Genomic DNA, 19,463 nt, shown 5'->3' on the forward strand with positions numbered 1-19,463 from the left:
TCTTATTTAAGTTGTTATTGCGGCCTGTTATTTGCTGCGTATTGAGAGCATCGGCGGTCTACGCGCCAAGGCCTAAGATCAGCACGGGTCAAGGGTATGGTCAAGGATGTATGCGGTTGGCGAATGCCGATTTATCAGCCATAACCACGGCATGCCTATAATGGCGCCGAACATTTGCTGGAGTTATTTATGTTGCTCAGAGGCCTGACATGGCTGGTGTTGTTTCAATTGGTGGGCACCGGGCTTAACCACCTGTTTCTGCCGATTCTGCCGGGGCCGATTATCGGGCTGGTGTTGCTGATGGTGTTTCTCATGGTGCAGGGTGAAGTTGATGAGTCAATCAGCCTTGCGGCCAGCAGTCTGTTGCGTTATTTGCCGCTGTTGCTCGTGCCGCCAGCAGTGGGGGTGATGGTCTACGCCGCCGATATCGCTGCAGATTTTTGGGCCATTGCCGGGTCGTTGGTAATTTCGTTGTTACTGTCACTGGCCTTTGCCGGTTGGCTGATGCAGGTATTGATTCAACGCCAGTCGCAACGTCGGGAGGCTTCATGACTATCGACTGGAGTGGTGCCCTGGGCTCGGTGATTCATCATCCGCTGTTCGGGATCGCTATCACCTTGGGCGCATACCAATTGATGCTGGCGGCTTATGAGAAAACTCGCTGGATATTTTTGCAGCCCGTGCTGATTTCAATGGTGCTCGTGATTGGCATATTGATCAGCTGTGGCCTGACGTACGTTGAATACCGCAAAAGTACCGAGATTCTCAGCATACTGTTAGGTCCCGCGACTGTGGCCTTGGCCGTGCCGCTTTATCTGAATTTACGACGGATCAAACAATTATTTTGGCCGACGTTTACTACGCTGATAATTGGCGGCGTATTGGCGACGTCCCTTGGGGTGACGCTGGGCTGGTTATTCGGTGCCGAGCACATGATCTTGATGACCATGGCGCCTAAGTCAGTGACCTCGCCCATCGCCATGCTGGTGGCCGAGCAGATTGGTGGTGTGGCCCCGCTGGCGGCGGTGTTTGTGTTGATCACTGGCGTTATCGGTGCAATTTTCGGCCCTGGTCTGCTGTCTGTTCTGGGTGTTAAGAATCATGCCGCGCGGGGCATGGCCCTTGGCTTGACCGCCCACGCAGTGGGTACGTCGGTGGCGTTGCAGGAAAGCGAGGAGTGCGGCGCATTTGCAGCGCTGGCAATGAGTTTGATGGGCGTTGCCACGGCGGTGTTTCTACCCTTGGCTGTGTCGTTATTCGTTTAAGGAAAATTATGATGTTGCCGTTATTTCCCCTCAACGCCGTGTTATTCCCCGGCTGCACACTGGACTTGCAGCTGTTCGAAGTGCGTTATCTGGACATGATTGGTCGCTGCATGAAAAAGGGCGAAGGCTTTGGTGTGGTGTGCATTCTCGACGGCGAAGAAGTCGCTCAAGCCCCCGATGGCTATGCGCTGGTAGGGTGCGAGGCGTTGGTGCGTGATTTTCAGCAGCAAGAAAATGGCTTGCTGGGGATTCGTGTTGAGGGCGGCCGACGCTTTCGGGTCGTCAGCACCGAGGTTCAACGCGATCAGTTGATTCTGGCGGAGGTTGAATGGCTCGATGAGCTGCAAGAGCAGCCGTTGCAGGATCAGGACGCGGACTTGATGGCGTTGCTGACTGCGTTGGCCGAGCATCCGATGGTCGCGGCGCTGAACATGGGCGTGACCGCCATCGGCCAACAGTCGCTGGCCAATCAGTTGGCGTATTTATTGCCGTTCACGGAAGAAGATAAGGTCGAGCTGCTGGAACTCAGCGACGCACAGCAGCGGCTGAATGCGATTCAAGACCTACTCGACGAAATGCAGGGCGACCTACAGGTGTAGGTCGCCGGGTCGAAGTCAGTACTGATACCGACTAATGGCGTTGGCCAAGGCGTGTAGCGCGAAGAAGCCATACACCGCGACCAACGACGGCAGAATGACCCACCAGACTTTTGTTGGCATCGCCTGTAACGGTTCTTTGCGCTGAACAAGCGTCAGGCTGGCTGCGCACATACAAAACGCCAGCATGGCACCGGCCAGGACGTCGGTCGGCCAATGCACGCCCAGATAGACCCTCGACATAGCAATCGATAGTGCCGGAATACTGCCCACCAACAGCCACGTCAGGCGAAAGCGCAGCGGTTGGCCGCGCCCGGCCAGCACCGCCAATGCCATAAATATCGCAAACGCGCCGGAGCTGTGACCGCTGGGCATGCTGTAGCTGGTAAGCGGGTCCAGTAGCACCTCGGGACGGGCCCTAGCGGCGGCCCATTTCACGAAGGTGTTGACCAATGCCGAGCCTAGAATCACTCCCAGGGCGAAGGTCGCTTGACGCCATTGTCGAAGAACCAGCAGCAGGCCAAGCAACAGGGCTGCGATCACCGCTTGGGTTCTGAAATCACCAAGCCGGGTAATCATCACCGCAAATGGATCGGCGGCGGCACTGCGGTGCTCCTGCACCAGCGTCATCAGGCCCTGATCAAAATGCGCGAGGTACGGCCAGCCGATGAACAAGCCGATCAGCATCACCAAGCTCAGCGCTGAGATCCACGTCGTGGCGTAGCGTTTGCCGCCGACGCTGGCGTGAATGCTAAAGCCCAACAGCACGGCGAGCCCGGCGCCAACAATTCCGGCCTGGGGCCAAAATCCTTCCGGCAGCGGTAAGCGGATAGCGGCGCCCGTCGCCCAGCCCGGCAACAAGTAAACGACGGACCAGCCGGCGGCCGCTATGAGGCTGACGGCTGCGAAGCGCAAAAAGGGCATGTCGAACATGCCGGCGACCATCGGCAGCATGGGGCGCAGCGGTCCGATGAAGCGCCCAACCAGCAAGCTAGCGATGCCGTAACGCTGAAAATACAGTTCGGCACGGCCGATCCATTCCGGGTGATGCCGCAACCCTGGCAATCGGCGAATATTCTGGTGAAAGCGTCTGCCGAGAAAGTACGACAGGATGTCGCCCGCCAATCCGCCGGCAAATCCTAATAACAGTGTTTCGCCCAGCGACAACGCGCCGCTGCCTGCCAATACCGCAACGGCGAACATGATCACGGTTCCCGGCACGATGAGGCCGGCAATCGCCAGACATTCGAAACACGCTACAAGAAAAATCGCCACACCCAGCCACGAGGGATTAGCTGTTAGCCATCCGGTAATGCTGTCAAGCCATGGGCCCATGTTTTAGCTTCCTTGTTCCAGTAATAAATAGTCACGGCCTTCCAGCTGGCCACGTCGCAAAGGGTTACGGGTGCAGAACTTGGCATGGTTAGCGTCGACGAAACGGTACATCAAGTGCTCGTCTCGGCCTTTCGGGATACCCAAACGAGTGGTTTGAATAATCTGCCGGGGCGCTGGTCCGACATCGTCAACGAACAGTTGTTCGGAATCAAAGCGTTTGGCGTCCCACATCGGGACCTTTAAGCCCAGCGCTTTGCACAGCAGGGTTTGCCCCGCGCACAAACGTTCCGGCGTACGCAACGCGCCTTTGGCGTTTGGATTATTAAGCAGCATGAGCGCAAGGCTGTTGCCATCGGAGAGGGCGTCGACCCACGGGTACGCCGATTTAATCAGCACCGCGTTGCCCGGTCCGCCCGCACTGAAGTTCAGCGAGTCGCCACCGCGGGCGTAGTACATGTAGATGTGGCCGCCGTCGAGAAAAAGCGCTTTGCGCTTCTCGGTGTAGCCCAACGACGAGTGGCTGCCTTTTTCTGCGGCGTAGTACGCTTCTGTTTCGATAATCCTTGCCGACAACCACAAAAAATCAGGGGCGGTTCCAACGCGGTGGCGGATAACCTTGCCCAACAGATCACGGGCAAGCACTTGCGCATCACGGTCGAAAAATGAGTCAGGAAGCAGATTGGGCACGTAGTCGGGCATCGGCATTAACGCGAATGGTCGGCGGATTGGTTTGCGATGATAGCAATAAGTGTCTTAATCGACGCTGAACGGCAATTAACACTACCCCAAGCAAGGAGGCCTACGCCCGGTGGGACCGAATTTATTCGGGAATGGGTTTCACCTCTAACATCGCGCGCCTGGCATGACGCCTTCCCGAATAAATTCGGTCCCACAGAGGGCGGTGAGGCTCACCTGTACCTAAAATTGGGTTTTTCACCCTTATTCCACAGCTGTTATCGACCATCCGCCTGCCACTGCTGTCGTTACTCCTGCTCGACAGCTATAATCGGCCGCTTTCCTCTACGCCAAGACCTCTGAGACCATGACTGAGTCCGTTCTTGACTACATGACCCGCTTGGGTCGCGCTGCCCGTGAAGCTTCTCGCGTGATCGGCCGTGCCAGCACCGCGCAGAAAAATCGCGCCTTGCAAGCTACTGCTGCTGCGCTTGATGACGCCCGCGCCGAGCTTTCTGCCGCCAATGAACTGGACTTGGCTTCAGGCCGGGCCAACGGCTTGTCGGCAGCCATGCTCGAACGTCTGGCGCTGACCCCGGCGCGCATCGACAGCATGATCGTCGGTTTGCGTCAGGTGACCAATCTGCCAGACCCGATCGGCTCGATCCGCGACATGAGCTATCGGCCGTCCGGTATTCAAGTGGGCAAGATGCGCGTTCCACTGGGTGTGGTGGGGATTATTTACGAGTCGCGCCCCAACGTGACCATCGACGCAGCCAGCCTGTGCCTCAAGTCTGGCAATGCCACGATTTTGCGTGGCGGCTCCGAAGCCATTCACTCCAACCGTGCGATTGCTGCCTGCATCCAGCGCGGTTTGGCAGCGGCCGATCTGCCGGCTGCGGTGGTTCAGGTCGTCGAAGTCACCGACCGCGAAGCGGTTGCCGCGTTGATCACCATGCCGGAGTACGTTGACGTTATTGTTCCGCGCGGCGGCAAAGGCTTGATCGAGCGCGTCAGTCGGGACGCCCGGGTGCCGGTTATCAAGCACCTGGACGGTATTTGTCACGTCTACGTGAGTGCTTATGCGGACCTGACCAACGCCCAAAATATCTGCTTCAACGCCAAGACCTACCGTTATGGCATTTGCGGCGCGATGGAAACCTTGCTGGTCGATGCCGCTGTGGCGGCTGATTTTCTTCCGCCAATGGCCGCGCAACTGCGGGAAAAAGGCGTTGAATTGCGCGGTTGCGAGCGCACGCAAGCGTTGATCGACGCAATTCCAGCTACAGAAGAAGACTGGCACACCGAATACCTGGCGCCGATTTTGTCGATTCTGGTCGTGGATGGCCTGGATCAAGCTATCAAACACATCAATCACTATGGGTCGCACCATACTGACGCCATCGTCACCGAAAATCAGGCTCAAGCCCGGCGTTTCCTGGCTGAAGTGGACTCCAGTTCAGTCATGGTCAACGCACCTACCAGCTTCGCCGATGGCTTTGAATACGGATTGGGTGCCGAGATTGGCATTTCTACTGATAAGCTGCACGCCCGTGGCCCGGTTGGCCTTGAAGGCCTGACCTGCGAAAAGTACATCGTGATCGGCGACGGTCACCAGTTACGTGGCCAAGGACCTGCCTGACTTGGCCGAGCCTGAAAAGCTTGCGGCGGCGAAACCACCCCCCCCTATGCCGCGACGCATCGGCGTGTTGGGTGGCACTTTCGATCCGGTGCACATTGGCCATTTGCGAGGTGCACTGGAAGTGGCCGAGCTGCTTGAACTCGATGAGTTACGCCTGACACCCAGTGCCAGGCCACCTCATCGCGATACCCCGAGCGTGAGCGCGCAGGACCGTCTGGCGATGGTTCAATGCGCGGTAGCCGGGGTGTCACCTTTGACGGTGGATGACCGTGAATTAAAGCGGGACAAACCGTCGTACACCATCGACACCCTGGAACTGATGCGGGCCGAGTTGGCCGCAGATGACCAGTTATTCCTATTATTGGGTTGGGATGCCTTTTGCGGGCTGCCGACCTGGCATCGTTGGGAAGAACTGCTGGAGCACTGCCATATCGTGGTGCTGCAACGTCCGGACGCTGACAGCGAGTCGCCTGACGCCATGCGAAATCTGCTGGCAGGGCGTGCAGTCAGTAATCCGAAGGCCCTTAAAGGGCCGGGTGGAAAGATTACATTCGTCTGGCAGACGCCGTTATCGGTGTCTGCCACCCAGATCCGCCACCTGCTGGCCAGCGGGAAGTCGGTACGTTTTCTGGTGCCAGACGCGGTACTGGCCTATATCGACGCGCACGGGCTGTACCATGCGCCGAACACTGAGGGGAGCCTCTGAAACTGCTGTGTTCAACACGCGTTTCGGCATCCCACACATACGAGCTGAATGAGTTTTATATGACAAAGCACACTATGACGAAACAGAAGCTGACTAGCGAAGAAGTCATCAAGCTGGCGACGGCTGCCCTTGAAGACGTCAAGGGTACGGACATCCTCGCCATTGACGTTCGCGACAAGACCAGCATCGCCGATTACATGCTGATTGCCACTGGTACCTCGAACCGTCAATTGAACGCCTTGGTCGACAGCGTTCGCGACAAGTGCAAGGCTGCCGGCGTCAAATCGTTGAGCGAAGAAGGCAAGGGCGACAGCGATTGGGTGCTGTTGGACCTTGGTGATGTGATCGTTCACGTCATGACCGCCGCCGCTCGTCAGTTCTATGATCTGGAGCGTCTGTGGCACGGTGCTGAGCAAAGCCGTGCGCTGCATTCCACCCATGAAGGCAATCCGTTCGACCCGACGACTTTCCTCGACAAAGAATAAGGGATCATCGTGCGTCTGCGTTTGATCGCTGTCGGTTCGCGCATGCCCAAGTGGGTGGAAGAAGGTTGGCAGGAATACGCCAAGCGGATGCCGTCCGAGCTTGCGCTTGAGCTGGTGGAAATTCCGCTCAACACCCGTGGCAAAAACGCTGACGTGGCGCGCTTTATTCGCCAGGAAGGCGAGGCCATGCTGGCGAAAGTCCAGCCGGGCGAGCGAATTGTCACGCTTGAGGTGCACGGAAAACCGTGGAGTACCGAACAGTTGGCGGTCGAACTCGATCGCTGGCGTCTCGACGCCCGCACGGTCAATCTGATGGTTGGCGGCCCTGAAGGGCTGGCGCCGGAAGTCTGTGCGCGTAGCGAGCAGCGCTGGTCGCTGTCGCCGTTAACCTTGCCACATCCTTTGGTGCGCATCCTTATCGGTGAGCAGATGTACCGCGCCTGGACAGTTCTGTCCGGGCATCCTTACCACAAATAGCCTGCGCGCCTAAATGTCCCAGCCGATCCGCCTCAAAGACCACGAGAAAGACGCACGCATGGTGCGCGGCCGGGTCGTGGTCGGGGCTGCGGTGGTGATGGTGGCTGTTTGTGTGCTGATAGCGCGGCTGTATTTCCTGCAGGTCATTCAATACGACTACCACTCCACGCTGTCGGAAAACAACCGGGTGCATGTTCAGCCCATTCCGCCGAACCGTGGACTGATCTTCGACCGCAACGGCGTCGTCGTAGCTGATAATCGGCCTAGCTTCAGCCTCAGCATGACGCGCGAACGTTCTGGCAATGCCGCGCAGGTGCTCGACGCTATCGTTGAAATCCTGGCGCTGACCGCCGACGACCGCGTGTTATTTGAGAAACGCATGAAGCAGGGGCGTCGACCGTTTGAGTCGGTGCCGATTCTCTTCGAGCTGAGCGAAGAGCAAATCGCCCTGATCGCGGTCAATCAATTCCGTTTGCCGGGAGTTGAGGTCGTTGCGCAGTTGGTTCGTCATTATCCCGAGGGCGAACACTTCGCCCATTCTGTGGGGTATGTGGGACGGATCAACGAGAAAGAGCTCAAAGCGCTCGATTCGGTCAACTACAGCGGGACTCACCACATCGGCAAAACCGGGATTGAGCGTTTCTACGAGGCTGACTTGCACGGGCAGGTGGGCTACGAAGAAGTTGAAACCAACGCCCGCGGACGGGTTATGCGGGTGCTCAACCGGACCAATCCGATTCCCGGAAAAGACATTGTCTTGAGTCTCGACATCAAGCTTCAGCAAGCTGCGGAAGCGGCGCTGGGTGGCCGTCGTGGCGCGGTGGTGGCGCTGGACCCGGCAACCGGCGAAGTATTGGCGATGGTCAGTCAGCCGAGCTTCGATCCGAATCCGTTTGTCACCGGTATCAGCTTCAAAGACTACGCTGAGTTGCGAGATTCGATTGACCGTCCGCTGTTTAACCGCATTCTGCGCGGCCTGTACCCGCCCGGTTCGACGATCAAGCCTGCGGTTGCCATTGCCGGCTTGGACAGCGGCGTGGTGACCGCTTCGACGCGCGTGTTCGATCCGGGCTTCTATCAGTTGCCCAATTACGATCACAAGTACCGTAACTGGAACCGTACCGGTGATGGCTGGGTCGATCTGGACACGGCGATCATGCGGTCCAATGACACGTACTTCTACGACCTTGCGCACAAGATCGGAATTGATCGGCTTTCTGCTTATCTGAATAAATTCGGGATCGGAAAAAAAGTCTCGCTGGACATGTTCGAAGAGTCGCCGGGGCTGATGCCGTCACGCGACTGGAAGCGAGCAACGCGGCGCCAAGCGTGGTTTCCGGGTGAAACATTGATTCTCGGCATCGGTCAGGGCTACATGCAGGCCACTCCATTGCAACTGGCACAAGCCACTGCGTTGGTGGCTAACAAAGGCGTGTGGAATCGACCTCATCTGGCGAAAACCGTCGCGGGCGTGCCACCGACTGATGAAAACCCAATGCAGGATATCGTGCTGCGCGATGTGTCGGATTGGGCCAAGGTGAACCACGGTATGCAGCAAGTCATGCATGGCGCACGCGGTACCGCCCGCAAAGCGGCAATTGGTTCGCAATACCGGATTGCCGGTAAAAGCGGAACGGCCCAAGTGGTCGCGATCAAGCAAGGCGAGAAATATGACCGCACCAAGGTTCAGGAACGTCACCGCGATCACGCCTTGTTCGTGGGTTTTGCGCCCGCAGACAATCCAAAAATAGTGGTCGCGGTGATGGTGGAGAACGGCGAGTCCGGTTCTGGGATCGCGGCCCCGGTGGTTCGTCAGGTCATGGATTCGTGGTTGCTCGGTCCAGACGGTTTACTCAAGCCTGAGTACGCCAGCAGCTCAAACGCGGAGGCTGCGGCCAGTGAAGAGTAATTTTGATCGCATCCTCTCAAGTGATGATGTGATGCGCCGTCGCTCTACTTTCTTGCAGCGCATCCACCTCGATGGGCCGTTGCTGATTCTGTTGCTGACCATTGGCGCGGGTGGTTTGTTTGTGCTGTATTCGGCCAGCGGCAAGAATTGGGATCTGCTTATTAAGCAGGCGACGTCGTTTGGCATAGGCTTGGTCTCGATGGTGGCCATCGCTCAGCTCGAACCGCGTTTCATGGCGCGCTGGGTTCCCGTGCTCTATGTGTTGGGAATGCTGCTGTTGGTGGCCGTTGACGTCATGGGCCATAACGCCATGGGCGCGACCCGCTGGATCAACATTCCTGGGGTTATCCGGTTTCAGCCTTCGGAATTCATGAAGATTATTATGCCTGCGACCATTGCCTGGTATTTGGCGAAACGAACCCTGCCGCCACACTTGAAACATGTGGCCCTGAGCTTGGGACTGATTGGTCTTCCGTTCATTCTGATCGTGCGTCAGCCGGACCTCGGTACTTCGTTGCTGATTCTGGCGTCCGGTACGTTTGTATTGTTCATGGCCGGTCTGCGCTGGCGCTGGATCATTGGCGTGTTCGCTGCTGCCGTTCCAGTGGCCGTCGGCATGTGGTTCTTCTTCATGCACGACTATCAAAAGCAACGAATTCTGACCTTCCTCGATCCGGAAAGTGATCCGCTGGGTACCGGCTGGAACATCATTCAGTCCAAGGCCGCGATTGGCTCGGGTGGCGTCTTTGGTAAGGGCTGGTTACTGGGAACCCAGTCACACCTGGATTTTTTGCCGGAGAGCCATACCGATTTCATCATTGCCGTTTTGGGGGAAGAGTTCGGCCTGGTCGGCATTTGCGCCCTCTTGTTGATCTATTTGTTGCTGATCGGGAGAGGGCTGGTGATCACCGCTCAGGCGCAAACACTGTTCGGCAAGTTGTTGGCAGGCAGCCTGACGATGACATTTTTTGTTTACGTTTTCGTCAACATCGGTATGGTCAGTGGCCTGATGCCGGTTGTTGGGGTGCCACTGCCCTTTATTAGTTACGGCGGAACTTCGCTGGTGACGCTGCTGTCGGCGTTTGGGGTTTTGATGTCGATCCATACACATCGCAAGTGGATCGCACAGGTTTGATTAAGGTGAACAATTCAATGCAAGTAATGCGTAACTGGGCGGCTCGATATGCTCCGTTGGTCGGCCTGGTGGGCATCCTTGGCTCGGTATTGAAAGCACAAGCAGGCGATTACGAAGGCTCGCCCCAGGTCGCTGAATTTGTCGGTGAAATGACCCGCGATTATGGCTTTGCAGGCGAGCAACTGATGGCCGTGTTCCGTGAGGCTGAGCGTAAACAGGCCATCCTCGACGCGATTTCTCGCCCAGCCGAGCGGGTCAAACCGTGGAAAGAATACCGGCCAATGTTCATCACCGACGCGCGAATTGCACGCGGTGTGGATTTTTGGCGTCAGCATGAAGCGGCCTTGATGCGTGCCGAGCAAGACTACGGCGTACCGGCGCAAGTAATCGTCGCCATCATCGGTGTCGAAACCTTTTTCGGCCGCAACACCGGTAATTACCGCGTGATAGACGCCTTATCGACCTTGAGTTTCGATTACCCACCGCGTGCCGAATTCTTTCGCAAGGAGCTGCGTGAGTTCCTTTTGCTGGCGCGTGAGGAGCAAGTTGATCCCCTGACACTCAAGGGTTCTTACGCTGGGGCAATGGGTTTGCCGCAGTTCATGCCGAGTAGTTTTCGCGCCTACGCCGTGGATTTCGACGGCGACGGGCACATCAATATCTGGACCGATCCCGATGACGCCATCGGCAGTGTCGCCAGTTATTTCAAACGCCACGGCTGGGTCGCAGGCGAGCCAGTTGTCAGCCTTTCTTCCGTGCGCGGTGATGCGGCTGACAGCGGTTTGAGCCCCGGCCTGGAACCGGTAAAAACCGTTGGGGAGTTGCGAGCCTTGGGGTGGTCGAGTCATGATGCGCTGCGCGATGATATGCCGGTGACCGCTTTTCGCCTGGAGGGTGCAGAGGGGCCGGAATATTGGATGGGTTTGAATAATTTTTACGCAATCACGCGCTACAACCGCAGTGTGATGTACGCAATGGCCGTGCATCAGCTGTCTGAACTGCTGGTCCAAGCACGGGGCGTCAAGTAATGCGGGCAATGCCGATTCGCAAACCACTGAAGTTCATGGCCTTCGCAGCCTTGGCCGTTCTGGTGGCCAGTTGTTCGACCAGTCGATCTCCGCAGAACAATAGTGCTGTGACCTCGGGGCCGGGTCTGGACATCAATCGTGCGCACAAAGACGGCGCGCCATGGTGGGACGTTGACGTTTCCCGCATCCCTGACGCCGTGCCGACCCTGCACAGCGGGCCTTACAAGGCCAACCCCTATACCGTGCTGGGCAAAACTTATTTCCCGTTGACCGACTCCAAGCGCTATGTCGCTACCGGGACGGCGTCCTGGTATGGCACCAAATTCCACGGTCAGAACACCGCCAATGGTGAAAAGTACGACCTGTACGGCATGAGTGCCGCACACAAGACCTTGCCGTTGCCCAGTTACGTTCGGGTGACCAACCTCGACAATAACCGCAGCGTGATCCTGCGGGTCAATGACCGTGGGCCGTTCTATTCCGACCGCATTATCGACCTGTCTTACGCCGCTGCGAAAAAGCTCGGTTACGCTGAAATCGGTACAGCCCGGGTCAAGGTCGAAGGCATCGATCCGCAAGAGTGGTGGGCACAGCGTGGACGTCCAGCGCCGTTGATGTTGGATGAGCCGCAAGTCGTGGCCCAGGCCGCAGCGCCGGCGTTCACCGCTTCAACCGGCACCATCGAGCAGTACACGCCGCCGCCTCAGCAACACGCCGCAGCAGTGTCGCCCGTTCAGATTGATGCAAAAAAAAACGCTTCCGGACCAGTGTCTGGGCTGTATCTCCAGGTGGGCGCCTTCGCCAACCCGGACGCTGCGGAACTCCTGAGGTCGAAACTGAGCGGGATAGTCCGGACGCCAGTCTTCGTCAGCTCGATAGTACGCAGTCAGCAAACGCTGTATCGGGTTCGGATGGGGCCGGTGAACACGCCGGTTGAAGCGCAGCAATTACAAGCCAATGTCAGGTCGGCCAATCTGGGTCAGCCGACGGTGGTCGCACTGGATCAATGATTTAGCCTTGGTTGTTCAAGGTAGCTGCACAGTTGCTTCTGCGACGGGGACTTGCCAATAGAGCAAGCGATACAAGCAACTCAGCCTGGGTATCAGGCCGTTTTGTCAGCCATGGATGAAACCTGGCTTCAAGGCCGGATGAACGCATCGTTCGTTATCCGGTCAGATCAGCTTTGCCCGCAAGGGCATGTTTGCCCATTAGCAATTTCGAGAGACGGATGAACATCACCACCTTTGCAAAACGCCTGTGCCTGCTTGTCCCCCTGATCATCACACCTGCCGCCTGGGCGTCAGAACAGATGACGCCCGCCGCGCCGCAGTTGGCCGCCAAGGCCTATGTGCTGATGGATGCCTCCAGCGGTAACATTTTGGTTGAAAACAATGGCGACCAGCGTTTGGCGCCGGCGAGCCTGACCAAATTGATGACGGCCTACATCGCGACCCTGGAAATTCGTCGTAACCAAATCGGTGAAAACGACCCGGTGACAGTCAGTGAAAACGCCTGGCGCACAGGTGGTTCGCGGATGTTCATCAAGGTGGGCAGCCAAGTCACCGTCAGTGATCTGCTGCACGGCATCATTATTCAGTCAGGCAACGACGCTAGCGTCGCGCTCTCAGAGCACATCGCCGGTAGCGAAGATGCGTTCGCCGACATGATGAACAAAACCGCTGGTGACTTGGGCATGGTCAACAGCCACTTCATGAACCCGACGGGTTTGCCGAACCCGGATCACTACTCGTCGGCCCACGATATGGCGCTGCTGGCACGGGCAATCATTACCGTTGACCCGGCGCACTATGCGATTTATTCGCAGAAAGAATTCTTCTGGAACGGCATCAAGCAGCCGAACCGCAACCTGCTGCTGTGGCGCGACAAGACCGTTGACGGTCTGAAAACCGGCCACACCGAGGAAGCTGGCTATTGCATGGTGTCTTCGGCAGTCCGTGACGGCATGCGTTTGATCGCCGTGGTGTTTGGCACCAGCAGCGAACAGGCACGAGCGGCAGAAACCCAGAAGTTGCTGACGTACGGTTTCCGCTTCTTCGAAACCCAAACCTTCTACCAGAAGGGCGTGGAGTTGGCTCAGGCACCGGTCTGGAAAGGTTCGGAGCATCAGGTCAAAGCCGGCCTGGCTGATGACTTGACCATGACACTGCCTAAAGGCCAATTGAAAAAGCTGGCCGCAAGCATGACGATGAACCCACGTCTGGTCGCGCCAATCGCCAAGGGCGACGTAATCGGTAAAGTGGAAGTGAAGATGGACGACAAAGTGGTGCATACCGCTGACCTGATCGCTCTCGACGGCGTGGACCAAGGTGGAATTTTCCGCCGCGTGTGGGATAGCATCCGTTTGTTCTTCTACGGTTTGTTTAACTGATACTGCCGACCGTCGGGCCCTGGCTCTTTGCAGAGTGGGTGCCCGTCGCTCGTAACAGCTTACGAGGCCGTTACTGCCATGGCTGATACTGAAATTGACGTTAAGTCGCACCTGATTGTATTTCCCTGCGTTGACTACCCGATCAAGGTGATCGGTGACACCGGCGTGGGTTTCACGGCGTTGGTGATCGAGATTCTGGCGAAACACGCCACGCTCGACATGGATACGCTGGCCGAACGTCAAAGCAGCAACGGTAAATACACAACCGTTCAACTGCACATCGTCGCCACTGGCGAAGACCAACTGCGCGATATCAATAGTGCCTTGCGCGCGACCGGTCTCGTGCACATGGTGCTCTGATGCCTGGCAGCCTTGGCTTTCGTGAACTAGGGGAGGTTGCTTACGAACCTACCTGGCACGCCATGCAACGGTTTACCGAAGGCCGTGAGCGCGATGTAGCCGATGAAGTCTGGCTGGTGCAACATCCCCCCATCTTCACTCAAGGTCTGGCGGGCAAAGCCGAGCACCTATTGCTGCCGGGTAATATTCCGGTGGTTCAGGTCGATCGGGGTGGCCAAGTGACCTATCATGGCCCCGGTCAATTAGTGGTTTACCTGATGCTGGACGTGCGGCGCCTAGGTTTCGGCGTGCGCGAACTGGTTTCCCGGATTGAACGCAGTCTGATCGCCCTGCTGTCGAGTTACGACGTCACGGCAGTCGCGAAGAATGACGCGCCAGGGGTCTATGTCGATGGAGCGAAAATAGCCTCCTTGGGTTTACGTATTCGAAACGGTTTCTCATTCCACGGCCTGGCGCTAAATGTGGACATGGACCTTGAGCCGTTTCGACGCATTAATCCCTGTGGTTACGCGGGGCTGGCAATGACCCAGCTGCGCGATCATGCAGGCCCGATTGAATTTGCCGAGGTAAGTGCCCGGCTGCGCGCGCAGCTCGTCAAACACCTCGACTATGCTGAGCAGACGACCCTAGCGGGCGGAATCGATTGATATGACTACTGCGACAGAGACTGCGCAAAGCGCTGTGCTAGAACTGATCCCGACACTAAGCATTGGTGAGCGTACGGCCAAGCCTAAAGTGGAAGCCGGCGTAAAACTTCGTGGTGCGGACAAAGTTGCACGCATCCCGGTCAAAATCATTCCGACCGTCGACCTGCCGAAAAAACCGGACTGGATTCGGGTCCGCATTGCCGTTTCCCCGGAAGTGGACCGCGTCAAACAACTGCTGCGTAAGCACAAACTTCACAGCGTCTGCGAAGAAGCGTCTTGCCCGAACCTTGGCGAGTGTTTCTCCGGGGGCACCGCAACGTTCATGATCATGGGTGACATCTGCACCCGCCGTTGCCCGTTCTGCGACGTGGGCCATGGCCGTCCGAAAGCGCTAGACGCTGACGAACCGAAAAACCTCGCCATTGCCATTGCTGACCTGGGTCTCAAGTACGTTGTGATTACCTCGGTAGACCGCGATGACCTGCGCGACGGCGGCGCCCAGCACTTTGCTGACTGCATCCGCGAAATTCGCCTGCTGTCGCCGAACGTGCAATTGGAAACCCTGGTCCCGGATTACCGGGGCCGCATGGACATCGCGTTGGAACTCACTGCTGCCGAGCCGCCAGACGTGTTCAACCACAACCTGGAAACCGTGCCGCGCTTGTACAAAGCGGCACGTCCGGGCTCGGATTTCCAGTGGTCGCTGACCCTGCTGCAGAAATTCAAGCAGTTGGTGCCTCATGTTCCGACCAAGTCCGGCTTAATGCTGGGGCTGGGTGAGACGGACGAAGAAGTCATTGAAGTCATGAAGCGCATGCGTGAGCACGATATTGACATGCTCACCCTGGGCCAGTACTTGCAGCCTTCACGCAGCCACTTGCCGGTGCAGCGTTTCGTGCACCCGGACGTGTTCGCCTGGTTTGCCGAAGAAGGCTACAAGATGGGCTTCAAGAATGTTGCTTCAGGTCCGCTGGTGCGGTCGTCGTACCATGCCGATAAGCAGGCGAAGACCGCTGTCGAAGCCATGAGCTAAGCGTTGCGAGTCAATAAAAAGGGCCGGATAGCGATATCCTGCCCTTTTTTTTGTTTTAGAAAGTCCCTTCGAATGAATTCGCTCCCGCCGGCGATATGTGTTTTCCCGTGGGAGCGAATTTATTCGCGAAGAGGCCGTTACGGCTTGCGCAAACTGTCTAACAACTGATGCGTCGGGTAGCCGTCGGCCGGCCAGCCGTACGACTGCTGCGCGCTGCGAATGGCTTTGCGTGTATTGGCCCCGATGATGCCGTCTGGAGCGCCAGCGTCGTACTGACGAGACGAGAGCAGGGTTTGCAGTTCAATGCGCTCAGAGCGGCTTAGAGGCTGATCTCCACGCGGCCAGCTGCCGAGGACGTAGCCCCCGCCGCTGAAACGTTGAGACAACAAGCCAATCGCCAGGGCATAGGACGACGAATTGTTGTACTTGAGCGTCGCACGGAAGTTATCCAGTACCAAAAACGCCGGACCTTTATAACCCGCAGGTAACAACAGCGCCGCCTGTTGCTGCGCCAAATTGGCCGGAAGTGCGCCGCCGTTTGGCAGTTTTAATCCCATGTGCTGCCACTCGGCAACGGTTTTACGGGTCGAAGCATCGGCCAGCGCGTAATCGAAGCCTTGAACCAACTGCACTTCGAAACCCCACGGCTGACCAAATTGCCAGCCTGAGCTTTGCAGGTAGCGCGCCGTCGACGCTAATGCATCGGCAGGGGTATTCCAAATGTCACGGCGGCCATCGCCATCGAAATCCACGGCATAGGCGTTATAGGTGGTGGGAATAAACTGCGTCTGACCCATTGCGCCACCCCAGGAACCCAGCATCTGGGTCGGTTGGATGTCGCCATGCTGAAGAATTTGCAGGGCCGCCAGCAATTGATCCTGCGCGAATGCACGGCGGCGACCTTCGTAGGCCAGCGTCGCCAAGGAGCGAATCACGTACTGCGAGCCTTGAAACTGGCCGAAGTTGCTTTCCATGCCCCAAATAGCTACCAGCGACTGGCGGTCGACACCGTAGCGTTGCTCAATGGCTTGCAGCACGTCGGCGTATTGCGCAAGCAAGGCCTGGCCTTTACGGGCGCGGGCTGCGGAGACCGCGCCATCGAGGTATTCCCACACCGGGCGGGTGAACTCGGGCTGGCTTCGATCGGCCTTGACCACGCTCATGTCCGGCAGCACACCCGCGAAGGCTTGATCGAAGAGGTCAGGCTTGATGCCGGCTTTTATTGCATCGACGCGAAACCCGGCTTCCCAGGCGCTGAAGCTGATAGTTGGCTGAAAATCGAAGTCTGTTGCGTCGGTCACGATACCCGGCGGGGTCGTGGGCAACGCAGCCGTAGGTGCGCTGGCAATTTGAAGAGGCCTGGCATCGGCAGCAGTAGGTTTTTCTGCGCAGGCAACTAACAGGATGAAGCTGGATACGGTCATCAGTTGGCGAAAATGCAACCGACGGGAAAAGCTAAAGGGCATGCTCAGGTCCAAGGTGTTTCAACAGACACAAACCTTATCATGCTTGCCCGGCGTACGGGGCCTTGGGAGGTGTTGGGATGTTTTTAAGCCGCCAGAAAGTAAGAAGCCTCCCAGCTTTTAGACTGGAAGGCTTCGCGGCGGTAGCTGCCTTTGCCCTTGCCAGCGGGTTCCTGGCGACTGCGGAATAATGGCTGGGCCACAATGGATTTGGCCTTGTTCGGCCGTTTTGGCTTGCTCATGGCGAGTGCTCTCTTCTGGGGGGGATGAAACGATGTGAATCATCGGGCAGAGCGTGGGGTGTGTCTAATAGAAGTGTCCTATCGGATGTTTCGCGGTATTGCTGTAAGAGCCAACTTGTTGGCGAAGGTCCTTCGGACCTATCGCAGCCTTCGGCAGCTACTACAGAATGTGTGCATCGCCACATCTGTGGGACCGAATTTATTCGGGAAGGCTTCAGTCCTGACACCCTGCAACCTCAAACCATACAAAGTGCCACCCAGTTTGCTGCGCGAGACAGCGCGGAGTCGAAGACGTGGCGGACCCTCCTATAGAAATTGCAAACGAGATAATGTCTCTGGCTATTCTGCCGGCAAGCTCAACCGTTGTCCGGCCATCAACAGTGCCAGCCGAGTCAAGCTGCTCCAGGGCGAACCTGCTGCCTGGCCTTTGATCTGCGCGTCGATGCGCTGCGCATCCATCAGCAGTTGGCTCCAGCGTTGTGCGGAGTGCCGTTGCAATGCTTTGCTCATCAGCGGTTTGCGTTTGTCCCAGATGGGCGGTCGCGCTTGGCTGAACGCTTTGTCCAGTGGGATGCCCTGGCTGAACTGTAAGGCCAGATTAGCCAATACCCGAAGCTCACGAGCCAGCGCCCACAGAATCACAGGCGGCTCAATCCCTTCGCCACGCAGGCCTTCGAGCATGCGCACTGTGTGGGCCGCCTCGCCATTGAGCACCGCGTCGGTCAAACCGAAAACATCGAACCGTGCGCTGTCGGCGACGGCGCCCTGCACGGTTTCGACGGTGATCTGGCCACCCTCGGCCATCAGCTTGAGTTTTTCTATCTCCTGGGCTGCGGCGAGGAGATTGCCTTCGACCCTGGCGGCTATAAGTTCAACGGCGTCGTGGCTGGCAGACAGCCCGGCTTGTGACAAGCGCTGCCGAATCCATTGTGGAAATTGGCTCGTGTCCACGGGCCATATTTGCAGAAACTGAGTGTGTGGTCCTTCAATCAGCGCCTTACCCCATTTGGTTTTCTGCGCGCTGCCGTCGAGTTTCGGCAAGCTGATAAGCAGCAACGTGTTTTCGGGAGGGCGAGAGCAGTATTCGATGAACGCCGCAGCGCCCTTGTCGCCGGGTTTTCCCGACGGCAATCGCAGCTCCAGCAGACGTTTTTCCGCAAACAGCGACATGCTGGCACCGGCCTGTAACAGCGTGCCCCAATCGAAATTGGCGTCCGCGCTGAAGACTTGGCGTTCGTCGAAACCTTGCTGGCGCGCGGTTGCACGGATAGCGTCCGCTGCTTCCTGGCACAGCAGCGGATCGTCGCCGCTGACAACGTACACGGGCGACAAGCTGCTCTGAAGGTGTTTAGCGAGTTGGGCGGGGATCAGTTTCATAGGTCAGGGAATGCAGGGGCCAGCGGGCTGGCCCCTGAGCACTTACTTGGTGGGTATTTCAATCGGTGACTGACGAGGCGTCTCGTTCTCGATCCGCTGTGCAGCTTCCAGAGCGTCTGCTTCGGCCTGGGCCTTGGCTTCTGCGGTCGATTGCAGTTTATCCAGTTGTGCCGGAGTCAGCAGTTGCAGACGCATGACCAGGTTCTGGACCAGTTGAGCACGCATTTCTTTACGAACTTGCGCAGCTTCCTGATCGGAACCCATCAAGTTGTTGCTGTCCTGAACGTAGATTTTCTGAACCTGTACCTTGTCTTCGAGCAACAGCAGACTGCGCGAACCGCGGATTTCGTAGTTGACGGTATCCGTCAGCTCATACTCGGCTGAACGCGACGAACCGTTGTAGCTGGCGGCGCGTGAAACTTCGCCTTCACTGACCAGAACCAGCTTGTACTCAGCGCCCTGATGCACATTGACCCCACTGTTTTTCAGCATTTGGGTCAACTGGACAACCGTTGGACCGTAGGCGTCACGGGCGCTGACATCAAGTTCCTTGATGGTCAGTTCAGTGGTGCCAGTACCACGCAGCTGGAAACCACAGGCGCTCAGCAATACGGCGAGACCCATCACCAGCAAATTGCGTTTGATCATATTGATGCTCCCCTTGAATCCGTTTGGGCCGACGTTGCGTCCCCTGGAAAT

General features: G+C 57.5%; 21 protein-coding genes. 15 read left to right on the plus strand and 6 right to left on the minus strand.

Translation table 11 applies throughout. The features are described from left to right. Window positions 1-189 precede the first annotated feature (189 nt). Genes RHM65_RS09505 through RHM65_RS09515 form a run of 3 tightly spaced genes read left to right on the plus strand, consistent with a single transcriptional unit; the run spans window position 190 to window position 1,864 of the window. Entirely contained in the window at window positions 190-552 is a 363-nt protein-coding gene (locus RHM65_RS09505) for a CidA/LrgA family protein (RefSeq protein WP_322166214.1), read from the plus strand. Then, window positions 549-1,265, plus strand: coding sequence for an LrgB family protein (locus RHM65_RS09510; RefSeq protein WP_416195030.1), 717 nt, complete (start codon window positions 549-551; stop codon window positions 1,263-1,265). The genes RHM65_RS09505 and RHM65_RS09510 overlap by 4 nt, the downstream gene beginning before the upstream one ends. An 8-nt stretch (window positions 1,266-1,273) precedes the next feature. Continuing rightward, window positions 1,274-1,864 (plus strand): LON peptidase substrate-binding domain-containing protein, encoded by a 591-nt coding sequence (locus RHM65_RS09515; RefSeq protein ID WP_322166212.1) that lies wholly within the window; start codon window positions 1,274-1,276, stop codon window positions 1,862-1,864. A gap of 15 nt (window positions 1,865-1,879) precedes the next feature. Here the strand turns inward: RHM65_RS09515 and RHM65_RS09520 are convergent, their stop codons facing one another. Continuing rightward, complete coding sequence (locus RHM65_RS09520) at window positions 1,880-3,196, minus strand: bifunctional DedA family/phosphatase PAP2 family protein (RefSeq protein ID WP_322166211.1); 1,317 nt, start codon at window positions 3,194-3,196, stop codon at window positions 1,880-1,882. Window positions 3,197-3,199: 3 nt separating this feature from the next. Then, window positions 3,200-3,883, minus strand: a complete 684-nt coding sequence (locus RHM65_RS09525; protein WP_322185286.1) for a DNA-3-methyladenine glycosylase — start codon at window positions 3,881-3,883, stop codon at window positions 3,200-3,202. A 355-nt stretch (window positions 3,884-4,238) separates the two neighbouring features. On the opposite strand from RHM65_RS09525, the gene RHM65_RS09530 reads away from it, so the two are divergent. The 12 genes from RHM65_RS09530 (at window position 4,239) to lipA (ending at window position 15,682) form a co-directional block, all read left to right on the plus strand. After that, window positions 4,239-5,513 (plus strand): glutamate-5-semialdehyde dehydrogenase, encoded by a 1,275-nt coding sequence (locus RHM65_RS09530; protein ID WP_322166210.1) that lies wholly within the window; start codon window positions 4,239-4,241, stop codon window positions 5,511-5,513. A 46-nt stretch (window positions 5,514-5,559) separates the two neighbouring features. Then, window positions 5,560-6,219 carry a nicotinate-nucleotide adenylyltransferase gene (nadD, locus tag RHM65_RS09535; protein ID WP_322171174.1) on the plus strand — a complete coding sequence of 220 codons (660 nt, stop codon included), beginning with the start codon at window positions 5,560-5,562 and terminating at the stop codon, window positions 6,217-6,219. A 74-nt stretch (window positions 6,220-6,293) separates the two neighbouring features. Beyond that, the gene (rsfS, locus tag RHM65_RS09540) at window positions 6,294-6,704 is read left to right on the plus strand and encodes a ribosome silencing factor (RefSeq protein WP_322171172.1); all 411 of its coding nucleotides are present in this window, start codon (window positions 6,294-6,296) and stop codon (window positions 6,702-6,704) included. Between the two features lie 9 nt (window positions 6,705-6,713). After that, window positions 6,714-7,181 (plus strand): 23S rRNA (pseudouridine(1915)-N(3))-methyltransferase RlmH, encoded by a 468-nt coding sequence (rlmH, locus tag RHM65_RS09545; RefSeq protein WP_322166209.1) that lies wholly within the window; start codon window positions 6,714-6,716, stop codon window positions 7,179-7,181. Window positions 7,182-7,194: 13 nt separating this feature from the next. After that, window positions 7,195-9,090, plus strand: a complete 1,896-nt coding sequence (mrdA, locus tag RHM65_RS09550) for a penicillin-binding protein 2 (protein ID WP_322166208.1) — start codon at window positions 7,195-7,197, stop codon at window positions 9,088-9,090. 31 nt (window positions 9,091-9,121) lie between these two features. After that, a complete protein-coding gene (gene rodA / locus RHM65_RS09555; RefSeq protein WP_322171169.1) occupies window positions 9,122-10,225 on the plus strand; it encodes a rod shape-determining protein RodA in 1,104 nt (367 codons plus the stop codon). Between the two features lie 17 nt (window positions 10,226-10,242). After that, window positions 10,243-11,253 (plus strand): lytic murein transglycosylase B, encoded by a 1,011-nt coding sequence (gene mltB / locus RHM65_RS09560; protein ID WP_322166207.1) that lies wholly within the window; start codon window positions 10,243-10,245, stop codon window positions 11,251-11,253. Continuing rightward, the gene (locus RHM65_RS09565) at window positions 11,253-12,263 is read left to right on the plus strand and encodes a septal ring lytic transglycosylase RlpA family protein (protein ID WP_322184805.1); all 1,011 of its coding nucleotides are present in this window, start codon (window positions 11,253-11,255) and stop codon (window positions 12,261-12,263) included. The genes mltB and RHM65_RS09565 overlap by 1 nt, the downstream gene beginning before the upstream one ends. Window positions 12,264-12,481: 218 nt before the next feature. Beyond that, window positions 12,482-13,642, plus strand: coding sequence for a D-alanyl-D-alanine carboxypeptidase family protein (locus tag RHM65_RS09570; RefSeq protein ID WP_322166206.1), 1,161 nt, complete (start codon window positions 12,482-12,484; stop codon window positions 13,640-13,642). A 78-nt stretch (window positions 13,643-13,720) separates the two neighbouring features. Continuing rightward, window positions 13,721-14,002 (plus strand): DUF493 domain-containing protein, encoded by a 282-nt coding sequence (locus RHM65_RS09575; RefSeq protein WP_322166205.1) that lies wholly within the window; start codon window positions 13,721-13,723, stop codon window positions 14,000-14,002. Next, entirely contained in the window at window positions 14,002-14,649 is a 648-nt protein-coding gene (lipB, locus tag RHM65_RS09580) for a lipoyl(octanoyl) transferase LipB (RefSeq protein WP_322166204.1), read from the plus strand. Before RHM65_RS09575 ends, lipB begins: the two co-directional genes overlap by 1 nt. A 1-nt stretch (window position 14,650) precedes the next feature. Continuing rightward, window positions 14,651-15,682, plus strand: coding sequence for a lipoyl synthase (lipA, locus tag RHM65_RS09585; RefSeq protein WP_322166202.1), 1,032 nt, complete (start codon window positions 14,651-14,653; stop codon window positions 15,680-15,682). A gap of 137 nt (window positions 15,683-15,819) precedes the next feature. Here lipA and RHM65_RS09590 read toward each other — a convergent pair whose 3' ends face one another. From RHM65_RS09590 to lptE, 4 genes are all read right to left on the minus strand, one after another. Next, complete coding sequence (locus RHM65_RS09590; RefSeq protein ID WP_322166201.1) at window positions 15,820-17,148, minus strand: lytic murein transglycosylase; 1,329 nt, start codon at window positions 17,146-17,148, stop codon at window positions 15,820-15,822. An 83-nt stretch (window positions 17,149-17,231) separates the two neighbouring features. Further along, complete coding sequence (arfA, locus tag RHM65_RS09595) at window positions 17,232-17,387, minus strand: alternative ribosome rescue factor ArfA (RefSeq protein ID WP_297837457.1); 156 nt, start codon at window positions 17,385-17,387, stop codon at window positions 17,232-17,234. A 339-nt stretch (window positions 17,388-17,726) separates the two neighbouring features. Beyond that, window positions 17,727-18,764: a DNA polymerase III subunit delta gene (gene holA, locus RHM65_RS09600; RefSeq protein ID WP_322166200.1), complete on the minus strand. Its 1,038-nt coding sequence runs from the start codon at window positions 18,762-18,764 to the stop codon at window positions 17,727-17,729. Window positions 18,765-18,806: 42 nt separating this feature from the next. Further along, a complete protein-coding gene (lptE, locus tag RHM65_RS09605; RefSeq protein WP_322166199.1) occupies window positions 18,807-19,412 on the minus strand; it encodes an LPS assembly lipoprotein LptE in 606 nt (201 codons plus the stop codon). Between the last annotated feature and the right edge of the window lie 51 nt (window positions 19,413-19,463).

Origin of the sequence: Pseudomonas sp. CCI4.2, from assembly GCF_034350045.1 — a bacterium.
Lineage (GTDB): Bacteria > Pseudomonadota > Gammaproteobacteria > Pseudomonadales > Pseudomonadaceae > Aquipseudomonas.